Source organism: Chryseobacterium daeguense DSM 19388 (assembly GCF_000430825.1).
Classification (GTDB): Bacteria; Bacteroidota; Bacteroidia; order Flavobacteriales; family Weeksellaceae; genus Chryseobacterium; species Chryseobacterium daeguense.
This window is the reverse complement of record NZ_AUMT01000017.1, coordinates 42,210-68,456: the sequence shown is the minus strand read 5'-3', so window position 1 is coordinate 68,456 and position 26,247 is coordinate 42,210. Positions and strand designations below refer to the sequence as shown.

Below are 26,247 nucleotides of genomic sequence, written 5' to 3'. Positions count from 1 at the left end.
GTTTAATGATAAGCTGTCACTCGCAAAAGGGGATTAATAATAGACAAAGCAATCCTGCCTTCGCAAATTATCTTCTCGGAACCTGGAAGCTCACCGAAAGGAAATATCTTGATGGAAGCGAAATAAAATTATATCCGCTGGATAAATGTGAAAAGAAATACACAATGCTTTTTGAAAATTCACATGGAAATATCCTGCTGACAAAAAATTATGCTGCAGGGAAAAATTGCGAAATTTTAAGTAATTCCGGGCGGCTTACCATATCAGTTTCAGAGAGCAGCTTTTCTTATTTTGATTTGGATTTGAAAAGAACTGAGCAGTATAAAGTAATATCAGATAATAAATTTTCTATTGTTTATAATGAAATTTTATATGGGAAAGTAAGAGAAATTGAAGATGTGTACGAAAGAGAGGCCAAGTGAAATATTATTTAAAAAATAGTATTATCTTTAATATATCAACCACAAAAATTAGATTATGAAAAATTTTATCAAATTTGCAGTCCTCTGCTTTACGCTGTTTCTCGTCTCGTGTAATAAGGAAAAAACAATTGATGACGAATTAAAAGAAGCTGCCGCAAGCATGAATAAGCTTACCCCGCAGATCATGAACAACGGGATACGTCTTGACAGTGTTTCTGCCCTTCCCAATAAAGTTTTAAGTATAATTATACTTTAACGGATGATGTAAAAGAAAATGTAACTCCGGAACAGATAGAAGCGTTTAAAGCTGAATCCAAAGCGGGGGCATTGGATGTTGTAAAAACTTCTGCAGATATGGAAGAGTTCAGGAAAAATGATGTCACACTGCAGTATACCTATTTCGATAAAAATGGAAAGCCTACAGCAGATTTCACAATAAGCCCTGCCGAGTATAAGTCTAAATAATACTGATTATTTTAAACGATTGGGGTTTTGTTTTAAAAAACTTTCCCAGCCGGTATACGACTTCGTATCCGAAATAGTCCCGGAATTAAAATGGTGGCAAACCGCCACAGCAAGCCCATCGGAAGCATCAAGATACTTAGTGGGGAATTCCTTTAGCTTTAAAAGATTCTGAAGCATTCCTGCCACCTGTTCCTTGCTTGCATTACCATTTCCGGTGATGGCCATTTTAATTTTTTTCGGAGAATATTCGGTAATTGGTATGTTCCGGTAAAGGCTTGCAGCCATTGCCACACCCTGCGCACGGCCCAGCTTCAGCATACTCTGCACATTTTTACCATAGAAAGGAGCTTCCAGAGCAACTTCATCAGGATGAAACTCATCAATTAAGGCTAAAGTCTTATCAAAAATATATTTAAGCTTCGTTTCATGGTTAGGATATTTTTTCAGCAACAATTCATGAATGGAAATCATTTCCATATTGCCTTTTTTTATCGAAATGATTCCAAAACCCATAACCGTAGTCCCCGGGTCGATGCCTAAAATAATTTTTTCTGCCGTCATTGCGTCAAAGATATGACTTTCTGTAATTTTTAATGATGAGAAAAATATTTTTTGAATAAAAACAAGCGAAATTCTTCTTAAATTAACAAAAAAAATCCATGAAAAATTTAATTCTTTTTTTAACGTTACCTGTCTTTTTGTTGTATCATTTTTTACAGTCAAATCATTTAGACAGAGCAGATCAAGAGGTTGCTGTCCATAGCCTTAAAGAAAAACCTCAAATTGTTTATCTTTTTTTTAAAATAGAAAAAGAGAAGTCCGGTTCGGAAAAAATCACCCTGGAGGAAATGAAAATTACAGAGGGAAGATTAAAAGCAGTTCAGAATTCTGACGAAAACCGTGGGGAAGCCGGAGACTTTATTGTCTCTCTTACCAGTGCAGACGGAAAAGAAATCGTAAAACAAATTGTGGAAGACCCTTTGAACCCTTCCAGAGAAGTTTACGATAAAGAAGAAATCAGCAGAGTGAAAATTAATCTTCAGAATGCTGAGTTTAGTGTAAGATATTCATATTCTTCTGAAATTCAGATGGTGAAAATCGAAAAAATATCGGAAACAGGAAAACAATTAATATTCACTCAAAAACTATAATCATGAAAAAAACTTTATTATCACTTTTTATCGGGAGCTTTTGCTTTGCTCAGGTTTTTGAAACGATTCCGGTTTTACAGAACGGATCAAATGATAAGCGTATTAACATTGCAGTGATGGGGGATGGCTTTACCTCGGCTCAGCTTCCGGATTTTGTGACTTCTGCACAGAGTACAATTAATTATCTTTTTACAAAAAGCCCTTATACGGAATATAAAAATTATTTTAATGCTTATGCCATCAAGGTTATTTCACCAGAATCAGGGGTGAAACATCCGGGAACTGCTACGGATGTTACGGAGCCTGTTTTTCCGGTGAGCAATCCGAATAATTATTTCAGCTCTTCTTTTGATAATGGTGTCCACCGCTGCTATTACGGGAATACAACGAAGGTTACACAGGTTTTAGCTGCAAATCTCCCGGACTTTGACATGGCTTATATTCTCGGAAACACAACACAATACGGAGGCTGTGGAGGAACCTATGCTTTTGCTTCACTCAATTCTTCTGCAAATGAAATTGTAGTTCACGAATTGGGACATTCTTTCGGGAAGCTGGCAGATGAGTATTGGTTTTCAGGTAGCGGAGAATCACCAAATAAAACTCAAAATTCTAATCCAGCAACCATAAAATGGAAAAACTGGGTAGGGCTGAACGGAGTAGGAATATATGCGCATGCAGAAAGCCCAACATGGTTCCGTCCGCACCAAAGCTGTGAGATGAGGTATCTCAACCAGCAGTTTTGCTCGGTTTGTAAGGAGGCAATCATTGAAAGAATTCATACATTGGTTTCCCCGATAGATTCATATACACCGGCAAACAGTTCTACGGTAAATGCCAATTCTAATGTAACTTTTACGGTGAATGAAATTCTTCCTGTTCCTAATACCTTGGTGAATTCATGGACATTAAACGGAACGCCATTAGCATCTACGAGCAACTCTGTTACAATTACTCCCGCTCAGCTCAACACAGGAAATAATACTCTTCTTTTTTCCGTAACAGATAATAATCCATTAATTAAAGTAACGAACCATAATACAGTTCACTTTACGAACCTTACATGGACCTTAAATAAATCAACCTTACGTACTTTTGATGTAAAGGCTGAGGAAAGAAGATTCGCGATTTATCCCAATCCCGCAAAAGGAGAGTTTTATATTAAAGGAAAACAGAGCTTTTCAAAAAATGTGGAGCTTGCATTATATGATGCTTCAGGAAGGCTGATCCCGGTAAAATTTAATTTAAAAGATGATGTCACATTATTTGTAGACATCAATAATATTCCTTCAGGAAACTATATGTTGAACGTTTCTGAAAACAAAACATTAATAATCTCCCAAAAGATCATTATAGAATAATAAGTATTCTTAAGATATAAGAACCGGCCTTTAAAGCCGGTTTTTTGTTTATTATATCAAATTATTTCAAGCTTTTTCTCGGCGATCGGAATCCATTTTTGATCGTGACGAAGTAAAAGGATTTTATCAACTAAGAATTTAGTTTTGTATTCTTTGTCTTTATAAACTTCCCATGCCTTTAGATAGTTTTCATAAGACAAATTTTTGTACCCAACAGTCATATGAGGATTAAATGAATAACTTTTAAAATTGAATCTTTCCCTAACCTTCATGTGTAGTTCTTTTAGATTTTCGTTAGGTTCGGGCTGTACAAAAATGACGGGATTTTTGGGATTTCCAAAGCTTCCGAATCCGTTAAGCTCAATTTCAAAGGGAGAAATTTTCGTATCAATTTTTTGAAAAGCAACATGAATGTCATTTTCCAGTTCTTCTTCTCTTGTAAAAGGCGGAAACAGAGTGATATGAGCATCATTTTTCAAAGCTTTTGAATTTTCATAATGACGAGCAAGGTCTTGCTTGAAGGTTTTTACTTCATCAATGATTTGCTGAGGTGGATAAACAGCAATGAAATAATATTTTTTCATAAATTGAAATTAAGAAAAATGGAAGAATTTTTTTATACATAAGAAAATTATGCATAGATTTGCGGGGTATAAAAGATAAAAATTGAAAAAAAACAGTCTTTATAAAGGTACTCTTCAGAATATCATTTTGAAGCTGCTTGCAAAACAAGTGAAAATGTACGGCTACCAGATCACACAGCGTGCAAAAGAACTTACTCAAGGCGAGCTGGAAATGACGGAAGGTGCACTGTACCCGCTTTTGCATAAAATGGAGGCGGAAGGACTTATCACTTCTGAAATTCAAAAAATAAATGGAAGAGACAGGAAGTACTATCTTTTAACTGAAAAAGGAAAAAAACAGCAGATTGAACAGGAAGCGGAGATGAAAAATTATTTATTTAACCTCAACACGATTTTTAATATTAACTAGTTGCAATGATGTCTACAGAACAGGAACAGCAGATAACGGATTATCTCATTTTTCACAGGCTTCCGCTGGATATTTTATTGGAGGTCAAAGACCATATGATATCGCAGGTTCTGGATATTCAGTCGGATGAAAATTTAAATTTTGACGAAGCGTTTTTAAAAACAAAAAAACTTTGGGAAAGTGAATTCAAAAGCACTGGTTATTCTGCATTTTATCATGAACAGATTCCGGTAATTGTAAAAAGAATTGTAAAAATAAAGTACAATGCAATTTTTAAAAAATCATTGCTTCTCGGATTGGTTTCTTTTGCCGTCAATCTTCTGCTGATCTATCTTTCAGCTGATCAGGAAATGTATAATGATCTTTTCAGGCTTTACAACTGCCTGTTTTTTTTAGTTCCGTTTTTGATTTGGATCTTTAATCCTTCAATGCGGAAATATGTAAAAAGAGACTTTAAATTTCAGGGAAAACTAAATTACACAATGTACCAGCAGAATCTGGGAATGTATGTCATTTGTGCTAATGTAATGTTTCAGCTCATTTTGAGGGAAGATAAGCATGCGTATCGTTTTTTCAGAACAGAAAGTCCGGTGGAAATATTTCCTCTACTTATAACCTTAATTATGCCTTATATTTTACAGGTTTTCATTATATTTCTGTTGATTAACTTCTTTGAACACAAGAAAACCCTGGTGAAGATAAAAGATTTCATTAAAGTTTCTGAAGCATAACTAAATTTTAACTGCCGTTGCCACGGTATCACTTTTCATTTGTGCTATAGTGTTTTCAATGGCATCGGTAATTTTTTTTATTTCTACATGAGGCTTAAAAATCAGATTTTTTCCTTTTTCTTCATCTGCAATATTGGATAGGATGATAACTGAAGTTCTTGTTTCGGGATAAAAAATATTCAGGGAAGGGGAACCCTTCACATATCCGCTGTGAAAGTAGCTTGCAGGGTGTCCGATATTTGACATGATGCCGTAGCCATAGCCCATTTTCCCGAAAACAGGATGGTGCCTTTCCGCACTTTTAACTTCGAATTTTTTCAACGTTTCCCGGTTCAGAATTTTACCGCTGTACAGTGCGTTGTTCCAGGTATGCAGGTCGCCGACCGTTGAAAGGATTCCGCCTGCAGGAATTCCTATTTCTTTATTTCCCAGTCTTTTCGGCATATTCTGGATTTCCTCATAAACTTTTCCAGTTCCCAGATAAGCTCCTGCGAAATTATTTCCTTTAAATGAATTGCCTGTAGAAGAACTATTCATTCCTGCTTTATGGAAGAGCTCGGAAACATTTTTTTCATAAGATTTTCCTGAAACTTTTTCAATGATTTTGCCCAACGTATTGAATCCGTCATTGGAATAAAAGAAATCTGTTCCGCTTTTAAACTGTAATTTTCCGCCTAAAGTATTAAGACCGGAAGTATGATTTAACAGCTGGTGAATGGTAATATTTTCGTAGTCTTTATTTTGGAATTCTGATACATATTTTGAAACTTTATCTTCCACATTCAGTTTTTTCTGCTCCATCTGAAGAAGGATTAAAACTGCCGTAAACTGTTTAGTTACAGAACCGATTGCAAAAACGGTACGATCATCAATTTTAGTTTTATTTTTAAAATCAGCATAACCCTGATTTTTCCTATACAGCTCAACAGAATCTTTAAAAACGGCAACACTCCCGTTAAAATTATACTTGCTGAAAACAGAATCAATCTGGTTTTTCAGAAGATTTTTTTCAAAAGCAATTATGGTACTGTCGATAATAGCTTTTTTATCAACCGGTTTTACTTCAATCTCTTTTTGACATGAAATTAAATTAATTAAAAAAGAAAATAATAATAAAATGTAATGTGTTTTTTTAATCATTTGGTGTAAGAAATAAATTTTTGGGCATTTGTTGTCTATCAAAAATAAGAAAAAACCTCCTAATTTTTATTAAGAGGTACTGTTAAATATGTGGAAACTATTTATTTTGAAATCAAATCACAAAACCAGAAAACGTATTCTCCTTCTTCATCGCATTCATCGGATTTTGGTTTAGGATATGTTTTTTTAATGGTTTCACCTACTTTAAAATCAATTGGGTTTTTAAAAATAGGCCCGTCAAAAGTAAAGGTGTGAAATTCTCCGTTTTCTCCGCAAGGATCTACATTTTGCGGTAAATCTTTAATAAAATTTTCATCAATAATCCTCCCGGCAAAGCTTTTATCCAGGTAAGTTTCGTTTACGCAGGTCACAATTGTTTTGAAGCCTAAACTTAAAAATTCGTTGATAAGGTCGGTTGTATTTTGCTTCCATAACGGAAAAACAGCTTCCATACCGATAGCCTGCAGTTGATCTTCGCGGTATTTTCTTAAATCTTCCAGAAAAATATCCCCGAAAATAGAATGTGTAATTCCCTGAGATTGTATCTCATTCATGGTGTTGTTCATCAATTCTCGGTATTCTTCCATCGTCGGTTCTTTGGGAAGTTCCATTTTAATTAAAGGTAATCCCAGACTTTCGGCCTGTTTTTCCAACAACGAAACATGAACGCCATGCATGGAAATCCTTTGAAATTCTTTATTTATGCTTGTTAACAAAGATGTAACTTCAAGTTTATCGTTTTTTAGCGTTTTATATAAGGCAAGGGCAGAGTCTTTTCCGCTGCTCCAGTTGAAGATGGCTTTTGGTTTCATATAAAATAAAATCTCCCAAAAGTAGGGAGATTTCTGTGAATTAATATTTTTTAGATTGAATTTCTTTAATAGGAATAAAAGCTCCGTTGATATAATCTATTTTCTGTTCAAAAGGATAAGCAGGATTTGAAGTCAATAAAACGCCTACAACTCCGAAAAACATTCCAATGCTTAAATTATTGATATTTGGACTCGTGGATCTTAATTTTCCTACAAAATAATAATCATTGTCTCTTTTTTCTGCCTTGGTGAAAAGATTTTCAAAAGCAAGATAAATATAGGGTTCACTTTGATAAATAATCGCATATATATCATCTTTCTTTATTTCTTTTTCTTTTCCATCTACGGTTTCAAATATTCTATGGATTTTTGGCTGATTCCCGTAAAACTTCACACTGCTGATTTCCTGCTGCGGCTGCTGATTTTTTAGAGAATTATAATCTCTGTAAATACCATCTTTCAGCTGAGCAGAATTGAAAAGGCTTACGGATTGTTTATCAATATTTTCGAAATTTTTTACTTGGTCAAGGGTATAGTGTTCTGTTGTTTCAGGTTTTTTAGATGCATTTTCTGCAATGAATTTTCCAAGCATTTCACCGCCTTTTCTTAAAATTTCTTTAGTAACATCGGCGGATTTATGTTCAATAACAGTGTCTGTTTTTTCAAGTAAAGAATAGGTCCCGTCCTGATTTTTTGCGAAAAGAAATCCCTGAAAATAACAATATCCAAATTCTGTAAAAGCTTTTGAAACTTCTGCAAAATACAGTTGTTTAAGATACAAAACAAGGCTGCCGTCTTCAGTATTTTCTCCGTTTACGCTATTTAAAATGCTTTGAAACTGATCGGAAAGTGGAGAAGTAGGAACTACCCTTGCTTTTGCATTCAATGCTCCCTGCTGAACAATTCCTATTGAAGTTGTATCAATTCTTTTGTCGATAATCTGTATATTTTTATAATAACTTTTATTAACTTTTTGAGAGGGAAGGCCAATGGTAAAATCTTCCGTACGTTTCTGAGCAAACAAAACTGTTGAGAAACTGATGACTGTTAAAAATAATATCCTTTTAAAGCTGATTTTCATAACGGTTATTTTGTTGTTGATAAAAATACAAAAAACCTCAAAGAAAATTCCCTGAGGTTTAATTTATAATTTTAAAAACATTTAGTAGTTAATAATTGTCTGCCCGACACGGGCCGGACTACATATTTCTACGGTACTTACCACCTACTTCAAACAAAGCATTGGTAATCTGCCCAAGCGAACAATATTTCACGGCATCCATCATCACTTCAAATAAGTTTTGCTGATTGATTGCTGCGTGTTGTAAAGTTTTCAGAGCTTCTGCAGATTTATCCTCATTGGATTTCTGGAAGTTATGAAGCATTTCAATCTGGAATTGCTTTTCTTCTTCGGTCGAACGGATCACTTCGCCCGGGCGAACCGTTGGCGAACCGTCTTTTCCAAGGAAAGTATTCACCCCGATGATTGGATATTCTCCGGTGTGTTTCAGCCATTCGTAATGCATCGATTCTTCTTGGATTTTCGAACGCTGGTACATGGTTTCCATTGCTCCGAGAACTCCTCCTCTTTCCGTGATTCTGTCGAATTCTGCATAAACAGCTTCTTCTACTAAATCTGTTAATTCTTCGATAATAAATGAACCCTGAAGAGGATTTTCATTCTTCGCCAGTCCTAATTCTTTATTGATAATCAGCTGAATAGCCATTGCTCTTCTTACCGATTGCTCAGTCGGCGTTGTAATCGCTTCGTCATAAGCATTGGTGTGAAGTGAATTACAGTTATCATAGATGGCATACAATGCCTGCAAAGTTGTTCTGATGTCGTTAAAATCAATTTCCTGAGCGTGAAGCGAACGCCCCGAAGTCTGGATGTGATATTTCAACATCTGGCTTCTTTCGTCTGCTCCGTATTTCAGTTTCATGGCTTTAGCCCAGATTCTTCTTGCCACACGTCCGATCACTGAATATTCAGGGTCGATACCGTTGGAGAAAAAGAAAGATAAGTTAGGTGCAAAATCATTGATATCCATTCCTCTCGACAAATAATATTCCACATACGTGAAACCATTTGCTAATGTGAATGCCAACTGGGAAACAGGATTTGCTCCCGCTTCCGCAATGTGATATCCTGAAATAGAAACAGAGTAAAAGTTTCTTACTTTTTCTTTAATGAAAAATTCCTGAACGTCACCCATCAATCTTAAGGCAAATTCAGTAGAGAAAATACAGGTGTTTTGAGCCTGGTCTTCTTTTAAAATATCAGCCTGAACCGTTCCACGAACTGTTGCGATGGTTTTAGCCTTAATTTCAGCATAGACATCAGCAGGAATAATTTCGTCACCCGTAATTCCTAATAATTTTAAACCTAAACCATTATTGGAAGGTGGCAGTTCTCCGTTATATTTTGGTCTTTCTAAACCTTTATCGTCAAATTTTGCTTTTAAAACAGCCTCAACTTTAGATTCCAAACCATTTTCAACAATATATTTTTCAACATTCTGATCAATGGCAGCATTCATGAAGAAAGCCAGCAACATCGGTGCAGGTCCGTTGATGGTTATTGAAACCGAAGTCATAGCATTCACCAGATCAAAACCGGAATACAGCTTCTTAGCATCATCCAATGTCGCAATGGAAACTCCCGCATTTCCAATTTTACCATAAATATCCGGTGGTAAAGCAGGATCCTGACCATATAAAGTTACAGAGTCAAACGCTGTCGATAAACGCTTTGCGTCCATTTCTGCAGAAACATAGTGGAATCTTCTGTTGGTTCTTTCAGGGCCACCTTCTCCGGCAAACATTCTTGTAGGGTCTTCTCCGGTTCTTTTGAAAGGATAAATTCCTGCCGTGTAAGGAAATGCTCCCGGAAGATTTTCCTGACCTTTCCATTTAATCAGATCACCCCAGTCATTGTATTTAGGCAGGGCGATTTTTGGAATTCTCAGATGAGATAAAGATTCTGTTGAGGTTTCAACTTTTATTTCTTTTCCTCTTACGAAATAGGAGTAAAACTCTTCATGGAAGGCTTTTTTCGTGTCATCCCAAGTTTTCAGGAAGTCAATATTTTCCTGTTGAAGTTCTTTTTCTGCTTTTTGATATTCAGCGTCTAAAGTTTCACTGGAAAGGAAGTTTTTTACACCTTCGATATGATACATTTTTCTGGCTAATTCTGCCTGTTTTTCAACATTTGCATCATATAGCCTGTTGTTTTCAACGATTTCAGATAGATAACGAACTCTTTTTGGAGGGATGATTGTTACTTCGTCTGTAATTTCCTGTTCAACGAAGCCTTGCAGGTTTAACCCTGAAAATTTATCATTGACTTTAGAAATTAATCTGTTGTATAATTCAGTTGTTCCGTGGTCATTAAACTGAGATGCTTTTGTAGCATAAACCGGCATTTCATCCAATGGCTGTTCCCATAGTAAATGGTTTCTCTGGAACTGCTTTCTTACCGCTTGAAGCGCGTCAAGAGCACCTCTTTTATCAGATTTATTTAAAGCAACTAAATCCGCATAATCCAGCATGTCGATTTTTTCCAGCTGTGTGGAAGCTCCGTACTCAGGAGTCATCACGTACATAGAAACATCCGCAAAATCAGATACTTCCGAACCGGATTGCCCGATACCCGAAGTTTCCAAAATAATTACATCAGGATGAGCCAGTTTTAACACATTCAAAGCAGAATGAATGAACGGAGAAACCGAAACATTGTTTTCTCTCGTTGCCATCGAACGCATATAAACTCTCGGATCATTGATCGCGTTCATACGGATTCTGTCACCCAAAAGTGCACCTCCGGTTTTCTTCTTGGAAGGGTCAATTGAGATAATTGCGATTTTTTTATCGGTGTTTGAACGTAGGAAACGTCTTACTAATTCGTCTGTTAACGAAGATTTTCCGGCCCCACCGGTACCTGTGATACCAATGATAGGGATATTTAAATCTTTTGATTTTTCATCAATTGCTTTTACCAGCTCTGGTTTTTCTTCTGAAAAGTTTTCAACAGCTGAAATGATTTTTGCAATGCTTGTAGGGTTTTCAAAGTTGATTGCATCCAGATCGTCCGCAGTAACATCTTTTCCTGTCGCGAAATCGGACCTGTTCACCAAATCATCGATCATTCCCTGTAATCCAAGCTCACGGCCGTCGTCGGGAGAATAAATCCTGTCTATTCCGTAATCCATCAGCTCCTTTATTTCTTCCGGCAGAATTACGCCGCCGCCACCGCCAAAGATTTTGATTTGCGGAGAGTTTTTTTCTCTTAAAAGATCATAGATGTATTTAAAATATTCGTTGTGACCACCCTGATAAGAAGTTAAGGCGATCGCATTTGCATCTTCCTGAATAGCTGTATTTACAACTTCCTCTGCAGATTTGTCGTGGCCCAGGTGGATTACTTCGCATCCGGTTCCCTGTATCACACGACGCATGATATTAATCGCAGCATCATGGCCGTCGAATAACGACGCGGCTGTTACGATTCTTACTTTGTTTTTAGGAGTATATTTTTGGGTTTCCATAAAAAATCTAGAAAATTTCTGAATTTCCAAATATAATAATAAAATAATAACCTTAAGTTTAGATTTAAGGCTTTGATTTTTAGATATTTAAATAATTTTAATGAATTTAGCCCTCCCTGAATTAACAAACATTAGTTTAGGATAAGGTTGAGATTAAGGCTAAATTTGAGGTGAAAAACTAAAAGTTTAATTCTTATTTTAATGGTAATTTTCAAATGAACACATCTTCAAATTCTCAAATTAAATTCTCTACTTTTGCATTATAATTATATAGGTATGAAAAAGGCATTGATGTATTTTGCGTTGGGAACGGTTTTAAGTTTTTTGATTAATTATTTTTTTTACAGCTCAAAAAATATCGGGCTTGATCTTTATTATGCCATTGCTTTCGGTTTTGCCTGGGGAATTGCTTATTACCTGGATACTCCGAACTTTACATTGCCTCAGAAATTAGGATTATCTTTTGTTGCTATGGGCGTTTTGGTTTTAACAGGTACCTTGATTTTTACACTTGAGCTGGCGATTCCATCCGTGCTGAAGTTTTCAACGGTTTTTGTGGCTTATTATTTAATTGCAAGCTTCAGAGCAAATAAAACACTGCGTAATTAATGCATCGTAACAAAGCTTACATATACTAGCGCCAGAAACATACAAAGCAACCCTATAAAGTTCACAATAAACAAGAATATTCCCTTCAATACGCTCATGCTTCTTGAGCTTTCATAAACCCGGTGATGAGCTATGAAGAAATAAGCACACATATATAAGGTAGCTGCCATCTGGATCAGAACTTTTAAAAATGTCAGGATTCCGTAATCGGGAAGCAGGCTTACTAACCGTGAAAAGAATATTAAGAGAAGGATTCCCAGCAATAAAAATGAAAAGTAATGAAGTGTGAATATACCGTGCTCAAAGTACCACCATTTCTTTTTATTATGAAAAATCCAAAGGAAAAATGCGAAAATAGGAAGGTAAATAAATAATGCTTTCGGCAGTGTATGAACCAAAGTATAGCCAAATTTCTCAATAATCTGTTCTTTTTTCAGTCCCTGATCCTGTAAATAGAAAACTTTCTTCGCGAAAGGCTCCATGAATTCGTAAAGGTTCTTGTTTTTAATGTCATGACGATGAAGAGAGTCATACTGCTTCATATTTTTAGCTCTTAAAACAACTATTTTCCCGTCTTCACTTTCTCCCAGAGCATCTGTTTCAATGTTGTTACCGTTGATTTCTGTAAGCTTGGAATCTTTGACATTAACCGGTTTTTTTATGAGTCCTTCTTTTGTTAATTCCCGCGAAATGCTGTCCGTGAGTTTTGCAATTCGTTCTTCACGCTCATTTTCTTTCAGTACGGCTTCGTTTTTCTTGTGATCTGTAATTTCCTCTTCTTTTGAACTCGAAAATAGTGATGGAAGGAAAAAAGTAATAAAGCTTACAAAAATATAAAGCTTTACAGGTGCTACATATAATTGTCTTTTGCCTTAAAGGTATTCTTTGGTAAGCTTGCCGGGACGGAATAGTAAATATTTCATTGTCTTCCAGAACTGGCCGTCATAATGAGTAAAATCCTCCACAAAATGGGTAAACAGATAATGAAAGGGCTGTCTCGTCTGGGTGTTTTCTTGTCCGCAGTGCGGGCAAAACCTTTCTTCTACCAAATGTCCGCAATTCAGGCAATCTTTTTCTTCTCTTAGTTTACCGTGGCTCATAGTTTTATCAGGATTTTGAGCAAATATAATTATTTAAGGAAAACAAAAATATTTTTGAATTTAAATTAAATAATAAATCTGATAATTGATTTTATCAGAATTATGAAAAATGATATTGATAAGCTTCCTGAAGAATGTTTAGGGAAAAAACAATAAAGCAAGAGCTTGAGATCAAACTCTTTACTTTATCATTAGTGTTTTTAGAATCTTCTAAAATAATTTTTTCATCGGAAATCATTTCGCAATATTTATGCCAAAAATAATTTATATAGACAAAATCTGTCGAATCGTTTAACCTAAATAAGAGATGCAATACAAAATGAAATAAGTTTTTACATTATGAAAAATATTTGTACCTTTGCACACCCTTTTAGGGGGAAAATTATGTTTAATCTTTAACTAAAACGTGTGAATACATTAAGTTACAAAACTGTTTCAGCGAACAAAGCTACTGCTAATAAAGAATGGGTTGTGGTAGACGCTGAAGGACAGCCGTTAGGAAGACTAGCTTCTACGGTTGCAAAGATTTTGAGAGGTAAGCACAAGACGAACTACACACCTCACGTAGATTGTGGTGATAACGTAATCGTTTTGAACGCTGGGAAAGTTACTCTTTCCGGAAACAAGTGGAACGACAAGACTTATATCTGGCATACAGGGTATCCTGGAGGTCAAAAGTCTATGACTGCGGCTGAACTTCAAAAGAAAGATTCTTTAAAAGTATTAGAAAAATCAGTAAAAGGGATGTTGCCTAAAAACAGACTTGGAGCTGCTATTCTTAAGAATCTTTACTTATATGAAGGAACTGAGCACAAACATGAAGCTCAACAGCCTAAAACAATTAATGTTAACGAATTTAAATAATTAATATGTCTACAGTTCACAAAATCGGAAGAAGAAAAACTTCTGTAGCAAGAGTTTACGTAAAGCCAGGTGCTGGTAACATTACAGTAAACGGTAAAGATGCTAAAGAATACTTCTCTACAGATGTAATGGTTTACAAATTGAACCAACCATTTATCCTTTCTGAAACTGTTGGTCAGTATGACGTTACCGTAAATGTATTCGGTGGTGGAAATACAGGTCAGGCAGAAGCTATCAGATTAGGTATTTCAAGAGCTTTATGCGAAATCAACGCTGAGTTCAGATTAGCTTTGAAACCAGCTGGTTTACTTACAAGAGACGCAAGAATGGTGGAAAGAAAGAAGCCAGGTCAGAAAAAAGCAAGAAAGAGATTCCAATTCTCAAAACGTTAATTTTCAGACTTCAGATGCAAGATCTCAGATTTCAGAATTTATTTGGTCTGTTATTTTATATCTAAAATCTATTTATCAAAACAAAAAAATTGCCCGTTACGTTTAGCATCCAAACGCTTCTCCCATCTAAAGAAGTTGTTGATTGTTTAAAAGACGGAAAGTAAACTAACAAAAACAAAAAACATGGCAAAAGCAAATGTAAAAGACCTTCTAGAGGCTGGCGTACACTTCGGTCACATGACTAGAAAGTGGAACCCAAATATGGCTCCATACATTTTTATGGAGAAAAATGGTATTCACATTGTAGACTTACATAAAACAGCTGTTAAATTAGACGAAGCTTGTAACGCTTTAGAAAAATTAACTTCTGCAGGTAAAAAAGTTCTTTTCGTAGCTACTAAGAAGCAAGCGAAAGAAGTAGTTGCAAAACACGCTTCTGAACTTAATATGCCTTATATTACAGAAAGATGGCCAGGTGGTATGTTAACGAACTTCGTTACGATCAGAAAGGCTGTAAAGAAGATGAACTCTATCGACAAAATGAAAAAAGACGGTACGTTCGAAACTTTATCTAAAAAAGAAAGATTACAGGTAGACAGACAAAGAGCAAACCTTGAGAAGAACTTAGGTTCTATCGCTGACATGGTGAGACTTCCATCTGCTGTATTCGTAGTAGATATCATGAGAGAACACATCGCTGTAACGGAAGCTAAGAAATTAGGTATTCCTGTTTTCGGTATTGTTGATACAAACTCTGACCCAAGAAAAGTAGACTTCGTAATCCCAGGAAACGATGATGCTTCTAAATCTATTGATATGATCCTTAACGTAGTTTCTGAAGCTATCAAAGAAGGTCAGTCTCAGAGAAAAGCTGATAAAGAAAAATCTAAAGAAGAAGGAGAAGTGATTTCTGCTGATAAAGATGCAGATTTCGATGCAGAATAATTAAGATATTTCTTAACAATATAAAACCGCTGAATCTTAGATTCAGCGGTTTTGTTTTATTTTAACTGGATTAATTTTTTGCAATTTTAGTTGTTGGAAATTGCCACATTATAAGAACTGCTTACAAATTTAGTTTTTTGATATACAGCATTGCAAACCATTCCTGATAGACTGTAATTTTGATTCTTGGGAACCATTACAGCTCCTATTTTATGAGCTCCGATAGGTACTTTTTTGAAATAATTATTTCCGCTTATTGTTAAAACCATATTGCAGCTGGACTTATTTTCCACTGTAATGGATGTTTTTGTGTTGCCTGATGAGTCATTCAGGAGATCTGTTAACACCTCTGCCGTTTCAGATTTATAGGTCTTTATAAGTGCCTGATATTCTCTTTCCGTCTGGCTCGCGGAAGTAGTGCTGCTTCCTGTAGCTGAAACAACAGGATAAGGTCTTCTCACCGGATATTTAGGCTGGTAATTAGTTCCGCAGCTGTTAAGAGAAATAATAAGGCAAAATATGCTTAGATAAAAAAAGTTTTTCATCGGCTAAACAATAAAGAAGACTGTAACACATTGTAATTTGATCTTCGGCTTCATAAGGGTTTCTTATTCCTCCGACGATATTTTTAAGTCCTTCTCTGGAAATTTTTTTAAAGTTTTTCATTTGTTTTAGTTTATTTTTCTTCCTACTCTTTTAGCTTTTCGGATATCGCTTATCTATTTTTGAGAATAACGCACCATTAAGTGTTTTATTGTAGCCTTTAAGATTATTTACTGCCGGAAGCAACTTTATTCCCCACTTGCACCGGGTTATTAATTGTTAAAAAAATACTTTTATTAATATCTTTTTTAGAAGAATAAACGACATCACATACATTACTCGTCAAGATGTAAGTTCCTTTATTAATCACGATAAAGTTTTCACCCTTTGCAGGAACTGCCATATTATAGAAGTTTTTGCCTTGTATTCTAAGGACAAGATTACAATCAGACAGATTTTTAAATAATAGAATCACTTCCTTACTGCTGATATCTTCATTAAACATTGCATTCAGAAGCTTTACTGTTTTATCCTGGTGCTCCTTAGAGGTAGAGGCAATCAGTTGCTTAAACTCCTCGGCTTCAGAAGAACCGGAATTCTTAAAAAAACCAGTTGGGATTTCCGAAATGACAGGTCTGGCCTCCATGGGTTTTGCATCTTTCTTGCCTTTAGTCCATTCTGCGTTTTTAAGAGCAATTAGCTTTGGCTTTAGAACAGTTCTTCTGGGATCATCCGGATGGGATGTTTTCAGAAAGCTTTCAATTTCTTTGATATCCTTGCTTTCCAGGATATTAGGGGCATCTTTTTTTGCAACTTTACTTGTAGTACAGGAGACTGCTATAAGAAGCAGCCCAATGATTTGGGAACATTTTTTCATAAGTAATAGAGTTTAATAAATAAATTTTCATTCTAGAGTGTGTGTTATAATATTTACAGGCTGTAATTTCTACAACCTATAATAGCTTTAAGCAAATTTGTTACTTAAAAAACGTTTAAGCTAAATGATAATTGTGTTTTGTGTTCATATTTTTTCTCATCTCGTTTTTTGTTTTTTTAATTTATTTTGAATTTAATATAGGTAATTGTTTTTCCTTTTGCAGAAAACAATTCTTCATAATAGGTTCTGATATCCCTTAAATGCGGCGTATTCGGTTCATATTCCAAAGCTCCGTAAATATCATGATGGGCTGTGATAATCTCGTAGCCGGCGCCCTGAAGGTAACCAAGGGTATAGCCGTGAAGGAATTCAGAGTCCGTTTTCAAATGAATGATTCCGCCGGGCTTCAGGAATTTTTTATACCTCTCTAAAAAATCCGGATGTGTGAGCCTGTGCTTTGTACGTTTATATTTGATCTGAGGATCAGGGAAAGTGATCCAGATTTCATCTACTTCATTTTCTGCGAAAAAATAATCTACAAGTTCTATCTGAGTTCTGAGGAAAGCTACATTATGCATTTCGTTTTGTACGGCTTCCTTCGCTCCAAACCAAAATCTTGCTCCTTTGATATCAACACCTATAAAATTTTGCTCAGGGAAAGTTTTTGCCAGACCTACAGAATATTCTCCTTTTCCACAGCCAAGTTCAAGAACAATAGGGTTTTCGTTCTTAAAGAAATCTGTACGCCATTTTCCTCTAAGTTCGAAACCATTTAAAGCTTCTTCCCTTGTAGGCTGAATAACATTCGGTAATATTTTGTTTTCTGCAAATCTTGCTATTTTGTTTTTACCCATGAGTAATCAATAAAATCCTGCAAAAATAGCAAAATTTTATATAAGCAAACGGTTTTAACGATAAATAATAACTATCAGGCTTATTTTTTACCAGAATGTCCCAATGCTACCATTAACGGTTTCTGGATGGTTTTTTGCGATGCATATTGAGCGCCGCAAACGATACTTGTGAAAAGGTAATCACCCTTCTGCACTACAATGGAATTGTCGCCGTGAGCAGGAACCGGAAGCCTGTATTTTGTAACTCCGATACCTTCCATTCTTACGATGATATTACAGTCGGATTTATTTTCTATCATTACAATACATTCTTTCGTATTGGGATCGTTATCGAAAAGTGAATTCAGGATTTTAACGGTCTTGTTTTTATGTTCTACAGGGTTTTCCGCCATCAGCATATTGAATTCTGAAGCTTCCGCATCGGGGATGGCAGCGGCAGGTTTTGCTACTTCAGGGGTAGATGGAGCTACAAAAACATTTTTTGGCGTACTTGGGGTGTAGACTACCACAGCCTGGCCCATTTGCAGCTGTTTTTGGTATTTTGCTATCTGTTTCTGCTTGATGATAGCATTCATTTCTTCAAAGGATATTTTTGTGGAAGGTCTTCTTTTGAGCATTGCAAGCCAGTCCTGCATCTGCTTTACTTTAGTGTCTCCGGGCTGGGCGTTTTTGATGTACTCTTTCATCATGTCCATTACACGTGGTTTCAGAACAGATCTTCGCGGGTCATCCGGATGTGCATCCCTCAGGAATGCATTGATTTCGTAAATATTTTTACTTTTTAAAATTTCACTGTAATCTTTCCCTTTTTTCTGGGCAGAAAGATTTACAAATAATACGGCACTAAAAAGTAGAAGTATCCTTTTCATTCACTAATATTAAAGTTAAAAGATAAGATATTTTTTTCTTTTATTGTGTTTGTGATTTGGGTTAGTAGTTTTTAGTGTCTTGAAATAACAACGGAAATTACATTATTTTTATTTCTAAACATTAAAATTTTCGTTAAAAATATATAAAATTTAAAGCCGGAATGCAGAGAGATGCAGTTCCGGACTTTGATTATTTAAAAATTTATTTTAAAACCTCCTGAAGATGGGAGTTTCTTAATCTTTTCTGATAAATAGGAAGATATTTTTCAATAGGAATTTTTACAGCTTCAAAATTTCCAACCATTACATAAGGCTCAATATTTTCTGAAGTATAAACGAATTGAAGGAAATTATCAATCAGGTTTTCAGGGATTTTGAATCTTGTGAAATAATCTTTCCCCAAATAATTTTTGATCTGGGTGATAGAGCTGTTCATTTTTTCGTAGGCAATATACCTTTGTTTTTTCTTTCTTTCTCCGGAAAGAATATCATAGATGCTTTCCAGGCTGAAGGTAAGTCCGCCGTCTCTCAAACCGGCAACAGGAAGCTGCGGAGGTGTTCCGTCTCCTTTCGGTTCCGGCAGGCCGATTACTTTTTTGATAGCCAGTCCTTTGTCTTCTTTTTTAAGAGCATTTACATCATATCGCAAATTTCCCGTAGGCTTGAACCTGTTAATTACCACTTCCTGAATCTCACGGTAAGCAATTTTAAGCTCAATTAAATTTTTCGGGCCCATCATCTGAGGAGTAAGCCTGATGTCTTTCCTTTCCGTAACAATGGAGGTAAAACGGATGAGATCACCCGGGTTTGCAGGAATAGTAAAGTCGCCGTTATAATCGGTAAGTACCGTTTTTTGAGTAGTAATATTCGTTACATATACCTGATTAAGATATAATACGGAATTATCTCTAAGGAAAACCTCACCGGAATATGTTTGGGCGTTAATTTTTGCCAGAAAAACCAACAGCAATAAGGTAAATAGCTTCTTCATATAATGTGACAAAATTACGTACAATTGCATCAATTTATACCTATTTAAGTAGTGAAAACAGGTTAAAGTTATATTAAACTTTACTATAAAATTGTTAATGAATGTTATAAGAATTTGATTTAATAAAAAGGATGTGAAAAATCTTCTTCTTTTAATTTATAATTAATAGTTTTTTACCAAAAGCCAGCTGGTGTATTTTACGGTAGTCGTTCCGCCGTTTTCTGTCCAGCTGATGAAATACCAATAAGTGGCCGTATTGGTAGGTCTTCCGGTGATTCTGCCATCCCAGATAAACCTGTTTGAAGGGCTGCCTCGGAAAATTTCTGCTCCATACCTGTCGAATATCCTGAATTGAATATTGTCATTGTTCATTAGCGCAGAATAATCTATGGCGTCATTATAGCCATCAAGATTCGGAGTAATGGTATTAATTAAATTAATGATGATAAAGGTCATTGTCACTTCATCGCATCGTGCAGCATCTCGTACATGGATGGTATGGCTTCCTCTCGGGACATTATAAAATACGTTAGAATCCTGCCAGTTTACCGCATCAAGAGAATACTGGTAAGGCGGAGTTCCTCCTCCTACACCTATGGTTACTGTATTTCCGTTAATATCTATTTTGGTGATAACAGGAAGCGTAGATTCTGTAACCGTTATATTTTGTCTGTAAGTACAGCCGTTCACTGTAAGGTCTACCCAATAATTTCCGGCCCCCACATTCGAAATGGAAGGCGTTGTAGCACCTGTGCTCCACAAGTAGCTGTCAAAGCCGGGGCCTGCATCTAAATTTGTTAAAGTTTTAGGACAGATAATCTTATCGTGTAAAATATCAGATTTTTTAGGAATCTTAATGGTGACTGTAATGGAGGCTACATTCGGGCAGGCTCCTGCTTTTTCGAATCTTATATAAATGGTTTGTGTTCCTGTAAGATTCATTGGGTTACCGATCGGTGCCACATCATTCTGTGCATCAGCTAAAGTAGCATGAAAGCTCACGTTCACCAGCGGATCCGCCGTAAACTCGCTGATAAAGGGAAGAAGGTTCATCATTTTGATACCGTCTAAGTCATCGTCGCAAACTGTAATGGAATGGGTAGTTTTGACCAATGGCAGCTTTCCTCCCACATTGAAAACAAGCGGCTTGATTACCGGAGGACATCCATCCGGAGAATCTACTCTTATGTAGATGGTTGTAGTAGCTGTATACGTCCAGTTATTCGGAAGGGTATTGGCATTTCCTGCATTTGCGTCTGCTAAATTGGCATAATATCTTACCCCTGTAAAATAGGTAGGGTTGGTTAAAACAATAGGAGTAATGTCAGATAAAGTAACATTTACCACTCCGTCTACATTTTCGTCACAGAATACTCCGGAATAGTTAGTAGTCACTTCTGCATAAGGGAACAGATTAAGGGTAATCTGGACAATTTCCTTACATCCGATATCATTTTTTATTACTGCATATATAATGGTTCCGTTGGCCGCATTGTAAGCAGTAGGGCTGGAAATTGCGGTTCCGGGAGTTTCATTCTGGGCATTGAGCAGAGTAGTGTAATAGGTAATGGTAACGGGAGAATTACTTGTAACATTAGCCGTTGTTAAATTAAATGTTCCCTGGCCAGACCCGTTATTATTACAGGCGCTAAGCGTAGCATTATTAACTGTTAAAACCTGAAGGCTGACCGTTACGGTTACCGTTTCACAATCCGGGAAATCAGGATTATTCCCGCAGAATGTATAGGTGAAAGTATCTGTTCCTGTAGTTCCGGGGGTAGTAACATTATATGTGATAACTCCTGTTGTTGGGTTTACGATTGCTGTACCTAATGTTGGCGCAGTAAGGATCGCAACGGTAGAAACCACCGGCGTTTGTGTTGAAGAAGTAAATGTGGGTGTAATTATTTTTGTGTTACAGACATCATAGGCTGCGGCGGTCTGCTTTGTACAGTTCAGAACTTTAAATTGTTCCGTTACCAAGGGCGCACAGCTTCCCATAGTTACGGAACAGGTATAGTAACCCGGTGCAGTAGGTGTTATTGACGTGCCTGTTGCTCCCGGAATTGGAGTCCCGTTATTATACCATTGGTAAGAATCATAAATAATAGGGTCAACCGTAAGAACAATCCCCGGAATACAATCTCCGCCGGATTTTAAAATTACCGGCTGTGTAGGGAATCCCGCAAAAAAGCCTCCATAACCTACCGCATCACTTCCCGCATTGATTCCCGCCATGATCGCCTTGGAAGAAACGATAGTGATAGTTCCTGTGGTGTTGGGAATACCATACGTTACCCAGTTATTGGTTCCGGTCATATTGAAAGGACCTGTTGTAGCCGGAGGAACACTTCCGTTTACGGTAACCACTGCTCCTTTTTCTGTAATTAAATTTAATTTTGTCGGAATATTTAAGATTCCGGTAGGGTTTCCATTAGAGTGAACAAAGTTTTCATCTATTAAACCAAGTTCATTAATCTGTTTGGGTAAATAACAGTTCAAGGCAGGGATAAAATTAAAACCGCCCGTTGCCACCACACTTCCCCCGACATTGGTATTTCCGGCCAAAATCTGATAGACGTAAGCATTTTTGGTGGTTTTAATGTATAAGTTATAATGGCCGCTTCCCTGAAGCTGAAATTTAGATTCCGGAATTCTGAAATATTCTCCTGTATTTAAAGTTGCCACTGGAGTAAGCTCATTATTTACACGGATTTCCGTATTGTTTTCTGTGGCAATAACAACGGCGCCTTCCATATTGGCTCCAATGTTTCCGTTCCCTTTTACCAATGCAAACTCATTACCCAGCCTGTCCACAGGAACTGCCTGGTCCATCAGAATATCTGAGCTTCCGGGAAAATTTCCGGCGTACTGGCCGTTAAAATTTCCGTTGGTAACATTTATCGGTTTTGTGGCGGTTATTTTGGATCCTATAAATCCGTCAAAGTTTCCGGTATTGCTTCCGCTTCCGTCTATGATGTAGGATTGCCCTTTGTTTAAAGTAAATGTAATGGATGGAGTGGTGGCACCTGTAGTACCGTTGGAAAATTGCACGGTTGGCTTATATCCGGTAATGGTCACCTCGGTATTATCCTCTGTTGCCAGCACACTGGTCATGAAATTCAGAATAGGATTGGAAACCGAAATTGGTGCATGAGCTGAGTAGAATAGCTTACCTGTAGAAGGAATTCCTTTTGAAGTAATGATTTCCGCGTGATTATAAACGGAAAATCTGAGGTTGGCATAAAAAGGAAATTCTGCTTTTACGTAAAGACCCTTTGTAGTCGGTGTAAAGAGGTCGGCCTGCAGGGTAGTAATGATGTAATTTCTTAGAATATCAACCTTCTGCGGGTTGCCTTTGCTGATATTTACAGTGGCAATTAATGTATTATTGTTATAAATGCTTACCGGAAACGGAGTCGTACGATTGGTAGAAAGGTATAACTTCTGAAAAGGATTCGGGTTACCTGTACGGTCAACCATAGGTGCGAACCAGTGTTCCCTATCCAATTGAGCAAATGTAGAGGTAAAAAAATAAAATATAAACAGAAAAGATAGAATTTTCTTCATCCAGTTATAGCCTTTATCACAAATTTAATAATAAAAAGCATTACTATATTAAAAAATAAATAAAAAACCATGATTTAATGATCATGGTTTTTTAAAGGTTTTTATTCGGTTGATTTAATCTAAATTTTTTACGAGAATCCAGCCGGAATATTTTATCTGAGTCTGGGCTTTATTAGGCTCTGTCCACGTAATTTCATACCAGTAGGTTCCTGTGGATACCTTTTTGCCGAACATGGTTCCGTCCCATTTGTAAGCATTGAATTTATTGGCCTCATGCACTTTGTTTCCGTAGCGGTCATAGATATTGAAGATCAGGTTTTTCTTATAAGATAATTCAGAATAATCAATATAATCATTCTTGTTGTCTCCGTTCGGAGTAATGGCGTTAAGAAGATTAGGAACGGTAACGGTTACGTCAATTGGCTCACAATTGTAAAAATCTTTTACGAAAATACTGTTTTCACCTCTCGGAAGATTTCCAAAGAAGTTGGAATCCTGCCATGTAACTCCGTCCAATGAATATTTATAAGGTGGAGTGCCGCCAACTACTGTAACAGTAATGGTATTGTTTTTAATTTCAAGATTAGAAATTACCGGCTGTGTAGCAGGAATTACTTTTACCATCTGTCTTGTAAAGCATTCTCCTGTTTTTAATCTTACCCAATAAGCGCCCACGGGAACGGTTACGGTTTGTGTTGTAGCTCCTGTGCTCCATTCGTAGCCGTCAAATCCGGGCCCGGCGTCTAATACCGCTTCATTTTCTATACAGATGATTTTATCCGTTAAAACATTTGATTTCACCGGTGGAAGCACTACAAGCTCGATTTCTGCGATGCTGAAGCATCCGTTTGTATTGGTTACTTTTACATATACTTTTTTGTTGGAAGAAATGTATGCTGTAGTAGCTGGCGGCAATATTTCGTTGGTTCCGTTGTTAAGGTCTGCCAGAGTAGGGTAATAGTTTTTAGTAACTCCTAGCTGACTTGTGAACGGAGCTGTTTCAAGGTTAAATGATGCCTTCGTAGGATCAATCTCAATGTAACATGATCTGATGGTTACATTTTTCACTACCGGATTCGGATCCACCGAAAAATGCATGGTTACCTGTTCGCAGCCTACTCCGGTAGCAGGATTGGCGCAAAAATGGTAGATCATCATATCATTCCCTACAAAACTGGCGTTTGCTGTATAGGTAATTGTGCCTGTAGCAGGATCAATAGTTGCTGTACCATTTGCAGGAGCGGTATCAATTGTAACAGTGCTCGGAATAAAAGCAACATTATGATTGGTAAATTTAGGAATGATAGTTTTTGAAGTTTCACATACAACAAGGCTCTTTGTAACCTGTTCATAACATGATGTTACCACGTAAATAGGTGTTGTGGCAAAACAGCCGCCCATTCCTACTTTTACGGTATAGTTTCCAGCCTGCATTGGGGTGTAAATATTGGTATTGGCTCCCGGAATTGGCGTTGTACCAATATACCACTGATAAGACTCAAAGCTGTCGCCGGTTTCCAGGACAATCCCCGGAACACAGTCTCCTGATTTTTTACTGATAACCGGAACTGATGAAAACCCGGCAAAATATCCTCCGTAACCTACAACACCGCTTCCGCCCGCAATTCCTGCCGTAACGGCTTTAGTGGAAACAATAGTAACATTTCCTGTAACTCCGGTAAGGGAATAAGACTCCCAGTCCAGGGTTCCGGTAACGTTATATGGCCCTTGTGCTGCCGTAGGTGCTACTCCGTTTACTGTTACGGCGGCGCCTTTTTCTGTTAAAATATTTAATTTAATATTATTGGCTGCCTGGGGAAGCATCTCGATCATCCCGATTTCGTCAATTTTTCTTGGTAAAAGACAGTTTAAAGGAGGTATGTAATTAAAGCCAATGGTTGCGCTTGTATTTGCTGTCCCTGCAAGAAGCTGGTAAACATAAGCATTTTTTGAAGTTTTTACATACATATTGTAATGTCCGCTTCCCTGATCGATATAATTCGTGTTATTCGGCTCATTGACACGATAATGCTGTCCTTCATTAATAGTTGCAACAGGGGTAGGGTTGCCATTTACATAAATTTCTGTGTTGTTTTCAGTGGCTACTACCAAAACGTCTTCAGTTTTTGCCGCGATATTACCATAACCTTTTACAATTACGAATTCTTTTCCCAGTCGGTCTATAGGAACATTTTGATCCATTACAATATCCCCTCCGGTTAAGAACGTCCCGAGGTTGTATTCTCCAAGGAAATTTCCGTTGGTTACAGAAACGGGTTTGTCAGAAACTATTTTAGTTCCGATGAAACCGGTTGCATTCCCCGGCTGATTTCCCCTTCCTTCAAGAATATAAGATTGTCCTTTATTTAAAGTAATTGAAATGCTTGGTGTGGAAACCGCTGTTGTTCCGTTTGTGAATACTACGGCAGAGTTATACCCTGAAACGGTAACCGTGGTATTGTCTTCCGTAGCAAGAATTCCTGTGGTGAAATTCATACCTTGGGAAGGATTGGTGATGGGTGCAACTACGGCGTAGAATTTTGTTCCTACTCCGGCTTTTCCTTTTGAGGTTAATATTTCACCATGCGCGGGAACCACAAACCTGAAGGTGGCAAAAAACGGTTTTGTGCCTTTCAGGTAAAGTCCTTTTGTACCTACTGTAAAAAGATCTGCGGCTGTAGAGCCAATCATATCGGAAGCTGTGATATTGAATACCTGAGGACTTCCTTTACTGATGGTAACTGTTCCAATAATCACATTATTGTTATAAATATTTACATCAAACGGAGTTGTAGAATCTGTAGAAAGATACACTGCCTGTTTCGCTGTAGATGACAGATTGGCTGCAGAAAACGGTGCAAACCAATGCTCTGTATCTCTTTGTGCTGAAACACTAATGAATGCAAATAAAAAGAAAACAAATGAGTAGAGATATCTTTTCATAGTTATGTGATATTAGTTTTTAACAAAAATAGAATATTATTTCGTAATAAATGCATAAGTGATAAAAA

General features: G+C 36.7%; 27 protein-coding genes. 11 read left to right on the top strand and 16 right to left on the bottom strand.

Annotation, left to right across the window (positions count from 1 at the left end):
• The first annotated feature begins 5 nt into the window (after positions 1-5).
• The 3 genes from H560_RS0117560 (at position 6) to H560_RS23030 (ending at position 887) form a co-directional block, all read left to right on the top strand.
• The gene (locus H560_RS0117560) at positions 6-422 is read left to right on the top strand and encodes a lipocalin family protein (RefSeq protein ID WP_027381202.1); all 417 of its coding nucleotides are present in this window, start codon (positions 6-8) and stop codon (positions 420-422) included.
• Positions 423-477: 55 nt separating this feature from the next.
• Positions 478-678, top strand: a complete 201-nt coding sequence (locus tag H560_RS0117555; RefSeq protein ID WP_027381201.1) for a hypothetical protein — start codon at positions 478-480, stop codon at positions 676-678.
• Between the two features lie 71 nt (positions 679-749).
• Positions 750-887 (top strand): hypothetical protein, encoded by a 138-nt coding sequence (locus H560_RS23030; RefSeq protein ID WP_155845038.1) that lies wholly within the window; start codon positions 750-752, stop codon positions 885-887.
• A gap of 6 nt (positions 888-893) precedes the next feature.
• Here H560_RS23030 and ruvC read toward each other — a convergent pair whose 3' ends face one another.
• Entirely contained in the window at positions 894-1,448 is a 555-nt protein-coding gene (ruvC, locus tag H560_RS0117545; RefSeq protein WP_027381200.1) for a crossover junction endodeoxyribonuclease RuvC, read from the bottom strand.
• Between the two features lie 98 nt (positions 1,449-1,546).
• On the opposite strand from ruvC, the gene H560_RS0117540 reads away from it, so the two are divergent.
• Together H560_RS0117540 and H560_RS0117535 are read left to right on the top strand one after the other, a co-directional pair.
• Positions 1,547-2,038 (top strand): hypothetical protein, encoded by a 492-nt coding sequence (locus H560_RS0117540; protein ID WP_155845037.1) that lies wholly within the window; start codon positions 1,547-1,549, stop codon positions 2,036-2,038.
• 2 nt (positions 2,039-2,040) lie between these two features.
• Positions 2,041-3,399, top strand: coding sequence for a peptidase M64 domain-containing protein (locus H560_RS0117535; RefSeq protein WP_027381198.1), 1,359 nt, complete (start codon positions 2,041-2,043; stop codon positions 3,397-3,399).
• Positions 3,400-3,455: 56 nt separating this feature from the next.
• Here H560_RS0117535 and H560_RS0117530 read toward each other — a convergent pair whose 3' ends face one another.
• On the bottom strand, positions 3,456-3,983 hold the full coding sequence (locus H560_RS0117530) for a 2'-5' RNA ligase family protein (RefSeq protein ID WP_027381197.1): 528 nt from the start codon (positions 3,981-3,983) through the stop codon (positions 3,456-3,458).
• A gap of 82 nt (positions 3,984-4,065) precedes the next feature.
• Between H560_RS0117530 and H560_RS0117525 the strand changes: the two genes are divergently transcribed.
• Together H560_RS0117525 and H560_RS21925 are read left to right on the top strand one after the other, a co-directional pair.
• Complete coding sequence (locus tag H560_RS0117525; RefSeq protein ID WP_027381196.1) at positions 4,066-4,392, top strand: PadR family transcriptional regulator; 327 nt, start codon at positions 4,066-4,068, stop codon at positions 4,390-4,392.
• Between the two features lie 5 nt (positions 4,393-4,397).
• Positions 4,398-5,123 (top strand): hypothetical protein, encoded by a 726-nt coding sequence (locus H560_RS21925; RefSeq protein WP_155845036.1) that lies wholly within the window; start codon positions 4,398-4,400, stop codon positions 5,121-5,123.
• Here H560_RS21925 and H560_RS0117515 read toward each other — a convergent pair whose 3' ends face one another.
• The 4 genes from H560_RS0117515 to H560_RS0117500 form a co-directional block, all read right to left on the bottom strand.
• The gene (locus H560_RS0117515) at positions 5,124-6,263 is read right to left on the bottom strand and encodes a serine hydrolase domain-containing protein (RefSeq protein WP_027381195.1); all 1,140 of its coding nucleotides are present in this window, start codon (positions 6,261-6,263) and stop codon (positions 5,124-5,126) included.
• A 101-nt stretch (positions 6,264-6,364) separates the two neighbouring features.
• Entirely contained in the window at positions 6,365-7,075 is a 711-nt protein-coding gene (locus tag H560_RS0117510; RefSeq protein ID WP_027381194.1) for a Dph6-related ATP pyrophosphatase, read from the bottom strand.
• Positions 7,076-7,115: 40 nt separating this feature from the next.
• The gene (locus H560_RS0117505) at positions 7,116-8,156 is read right to left on the bottom strand and encodes a hypothetical protein (RefSeq protein ID WP_027381193.1); all 1,041 of its coding nucleotides are present in this window, start codon (positions 8,154-8,156) and stop codon (positions 7,116-7,118) included.
• A gap of 118 nt (positions 8,157-8,274) precedes the next feature.
• A complete protein-coding gene (locus tag H560_RS0117500; protein WP_027381192.1) occupies positions 8,275-11,622 on the bottom strand; it encodes a methylmalonyl-CoA mutase family protein in 3,348 nt (1,115 codons plus the stop codon).
• 276 nt (positions 11,623-11,898) lie between these two features.
• On the opposite strand from H560_RS0117500, the gene H560_RS0117495 reads away from it, so the two are divergent.
• Positions 11,899-12,231, top strand: coding sequence for a hypothetical protein (locus H560_RS0117495; RefSeq protein ID WP_027381191.1), 333 nt, complete (start codon positions 11,899-11,901; stop codon positions 12,229-12,231).
• On the opposite strand, the gene H560_RS23455 is transcribed toward H560_RS0117495, so the two are convergent.
• Entirely contained in the window at positions 12,228-12,773 is a 546-nt protein-coding gene (locus H560_RS23455) for a hypothetical protein (protein ID WP_228372499.1), read from the bottom strand. The genes H560_RS0117495 and H560_RS23455 overlap by 4 nt on opposite strands.
• A gap of 330 nt (positions 12,774-13,103) precedes the next feature.
• Entirely contained in the window at positions 13,104-13,331 is a 228-nt protein-coding gene (locus H560_RS23450; RefSeq protein WP_228372498.1) for a DUF3667 domain-containing protein, read from the bottom strand.
• A 408-nt stretch (positions 13,332-13,739) separates the two neighbouring features.
• Here H560_RS23450 and rplM point away from each other — a divergent pair, with 408 nt between their 5' ends.
• The 3 genes from rplM to rpsB all read left to right on the top strand — a co-directional run bounded on the left by rplM (position 13,740) and on the right by rpsB (position 15,532).
• Positions 13,740-14,195 carry a 50S ribosomal protein L13 gene (gene rplM / locus H560_RS0117480; protein ID WP_027381190.1) on the top strand — a complete coding sequence of 152 codons (456 nt, stop codon included), beginning with the start codon at positions 13,740-13,742 and terminating at the stop codon, positions 14,193-14,195.
• Between the two features lie 5 nt (positions 14,196-14,200).
• A complete protein-coding gene (gene rpsI / locus H560_RS0117475) occupies positions 14,201-14,587 on the top strand; it encodes a 30S ribosomal protein S9 (RefSeq protein WP_027381189.1) in 387 nt (128 codons plus the stop codon).
• A gap of 183 nt (positions 14,588-14,770) precedes the next feature.
• Positions 14,771-15,532 carry a 30S ribosomal protein S2 gene (gene rpsB, locus H560_RS0117470; protein WP_027381188.1) on the top strand — a complete coding sequence of 254 codons (762 nt, stop codon included), beginning with the start codon at positions 14,771-14,773 and terminating at the stop codon, positions 15,530-15,532.
• An 86-nt stretch (positions 15,533-15,618) separates the two neighbouring features.
• On the opposite strand, the gene H560_RS0117465 is transcribed toward rpsB, so the two are convergent.
• The 8 genes from H560_RS0117465 to H560_RS0117435 all read right to left on the bottom strand — a co-directional run bounded on the left by H560_RS0117465 (position 15,619) and on the right by H560_RS0117435 (position 26,179).
• Positions 15,619-16,077: a DUF6759 domain-containing protein gene (locus H560_RS0117465; RefSeq protein WP_027381187.1), complete on the bottom strand. Its 459-nt coding sequence runs from the start codon at positions 16,075-16,077 to the stop codon at positions 15,619-15,621.
• Positions 16,028-16,198, bottom strand: coding sequence for a bacteriocin-like protein (locus tag H560_RS23830; RefSeq protein WP_407918628.1), 171 nt, complete (start codon positions 16,196-16,198; stop codon positions 16,028-16,030). Before H560_RS23830 ends, H560_RS0117465 begins: the two co-directional genes overlap by 50 nt.
• 103 nt (positions 16,199-16,301) lie before the next feature.
• Positions 16,302-16,952, bottom strand: a complete 651-nt coding sequence (locus H560_RS0117460) for a DUF6759 domain-containing protein (protein WP_027381186.1) — start codon at positions 16,950-16,952, stop codon at positions 16,302-16,304.
• A gap of 176 nt (positions 16,953-17,128) precedes the next feature.
• Complete coding sequence (gene trmB, locus H560_RS0117455; protein ID WP_027381185.1) at positions 17,129-17,806, bottom strand: tRNA (guanosine(46)-N7)-methyltransferase TrmB; 678 nt, start codon at positions 17,804-17,806, stop codon at positions 17,129-17,131.
• Positions 17,807-17,886: 80 nt separating this feature from the next.
• Entirely contained in the window at positions 17,887-18,675 is a 789-nt protein-coding gene (locus H560_RS0117450; protein ID WP_027381184.1) for a DUF6759 domain-containing protein, read from the bottom strand.
• A gap of 202 nt (positions 18,676-18,877) precedes the next feature.
• Complete coding sequence (locus H560_RS0117445) at positions 18,878-19,666, bottom strand: hypothetical protein (protein ID WP_027381183.1); 789 nt, start codon at positions 19,664-19,666, stop codon at positions 18,878-18,880.
• 162 nt (positions 19,667-19,828) lie between these two features.
• Positions 19,829-23,236 (bottom strand): T9SS type B sorting domain-containing protein, encoded by a 3,408-nt coding sequence (locus tag H560_RS0117440; protein ID WP_027381182.1) that lies wholly within the window; start codon positions 23,234-23,236, stop codon positions 19,829-19,831.
• Between the two features lie 114 nt (positions 23,237-23,350).
• Entirely contained in the window at positions 23,351-26,179 is a 2,829-nt protein-coding gene (locus H560_RS0117435; RefSeq protein WP_027381181.1) for a T9SS type B sorting domain-containing protein, read from the bottom strand.
• Between the last annotated feature and the right edge of the window lie 68 nt (positions 26,180-26,247).

Excerpts from the sequence above, each read along its gene's own strand:
- H560_RS0117560 (WP_027381202.1), top strand. The coding sequence starts at position 6 with ATGATAAGCTGTCACTCGCAAAAGGGGATTAATAATAGACAAAGCAAT.
- H560_RS0117555 (WP_027381201.1), top strand. The coding sequence starts at position 478 with ATGAAAAATTTTATCAAATTTGCAGTCCTCTGCTTTACGCTGTTTCTC.
- ruvC (WP_027381200.1), bottom strand. The coding sequence starts at position 1,448 with ATGACGGCAGAAAAAATTATTTTAGGCATCGACCCGGGGACTACGGTT.
- H560_RS0117540 (WP_155845037.1), top strand. The coding sequence starts at position 1,547 with ATGAAAAATTTAATTCTTTTTTTAACGTTACCTGTCTTTTTGTTGTAT.
- H560_RS0117535 (WP_027381198.1), top strand. The coding sequence starts at position 2,041 with ATGAAAAAAACTTTATTATCACTTTTTATCGGGAGCTTTTGCTTTGCT.
- H560_RS0117530 (WP_027381197.1), bottom strand. The coding sequence starts at position 3,983 with ATGAAAAAATATTATTTCATTGCTGTTTATCCACCTCAGCAAATCATT.
- H560_RS21925 (WP_155845036.1), top strand. The coding sequence starts at position 4,398 with ATGATGTCTACAGAACAGGAACAGCAGATAACGGATTATCTCATTTTT.
- H560_RS0117515 (WP_027381195.1), bottom strand. The coding sequence starts at position 6,263 with ATGATTAAAAAAACACATTACATTTTATTATTATTTTCTTTTTTAATT.
- H560_RS0117510 (WP_027381194.1), bottom strand. The coding sequence starts at position 7,075 with ATGAAACCAAAAGCCATCTTCAACTGGAGCAGCGGAAAAGACTCTGCC.
- H560_RS0117505 (WP_027381193.1), bottom strand. The coding sequence starts at position 8,156 with ATGAAAATCAGCTTTAAAAGGATATTATTTTTAACAGTCATCAGTTTC.
- H560_RS0117500 (WP_027381192.1), bottom strand. The coding sequence starts at position 11,622 with ATGGAAACCCAAAAATATACTCCTAAAAACAAAGTAAGAATCGTAACA.
- H560_RS0117495 (WP_027381191.1), top strand. The coding sequence starts at position 11,899 with ATGAAAAAGGCATTGATGTATTTTGCGTTGGGAACGGTTTTAAGTTTT.
- H560_RS23455 (WP_228372499.1), bottom strand. The coding sequence starts at position 12,773 with ATGAAGCAGTATGACTCTCTTCATCGTCATGACATTAAAAACAAGAAC.
- H560_RS23450 (WP_228372498.1), bottom strand. The coding sequence starts at position 13,331 with ATGAGCCACGGTAAACTAAGAGAAGAAAAAGATTGCCTGAATTGCGGA.
- rpsI (WP_027381189.1), top strand. The coding sequence starts at position 14,201 with ATGTCTACAGTTCACAAAATCGGAAGAAGAAAAACTTCTGTAGCAAGA.
- rpsB (WP_027381188.1), top strand. The coding sequence starts at position 14,771 with ATGGCAAAAGCAAATGTAAAAGACCTTCTAGAGGCTGGCGTACACTTC.
- H560_RS0117465 (WP_027381187.1), bottom strand. The coding sequence starts at position 16,077 with ATGAAAAACTTTTTTTATCTAAGCATATTTTGCCTTATTATTTCTCTT.
- H560_RS23830 (WP_407918628.1), bottom strand. The coding sequence starts at position 16,198 with ATGAAAAACTTTAAAAAAATTTCCAGAGAAGGACTTAAAAATATCGTC.
- H560_RS0117460 (WP_027381186.1), bottom strand. The coding sequence starts at position 16,952 with ATGAAAAAATGTTCCCAAATCATTGGGCTGCTTCTTATAGCAGTCTCC.
- trmB (WP_027381185.1), bottom strand. The coding sequence starts at position 17,806 with ATGGGTAAAAACAAAATAGCAAGATTTGCAGAAAACAAAATATTACCG.
- H560_RS0117450 (WP_027381184.1), bottom strand. The coding sequence starts at position 18,675 with ATGAAAAGGATACTTCTACTTTTTAGTGCCGTATTATTTGTAAATCTT.
- H560_RS0117445 (WP_027381183.1), bottom strand. The coding sequence starts at position 19,666 with ATGAAGAAGCTATTTACCTTATTGCTGTTGGTTTTTCTGGCAAAAATT.
- H560_RS0117440 (WP_027381182.1), bottom strand. The coding sequence starts at position 23,236 with ATGAAGAAAATTCTATCTTTTCTGTTTATATTTTATTTTTTTACCTCT.
- H560_RS0117435 (WP_027381181.1), bottom strand. The coding sequence starts at position 26,179 with ATGAAAAGATATCTCTACTCATTTGTTTTCTTTTTATTTGCATTCATT.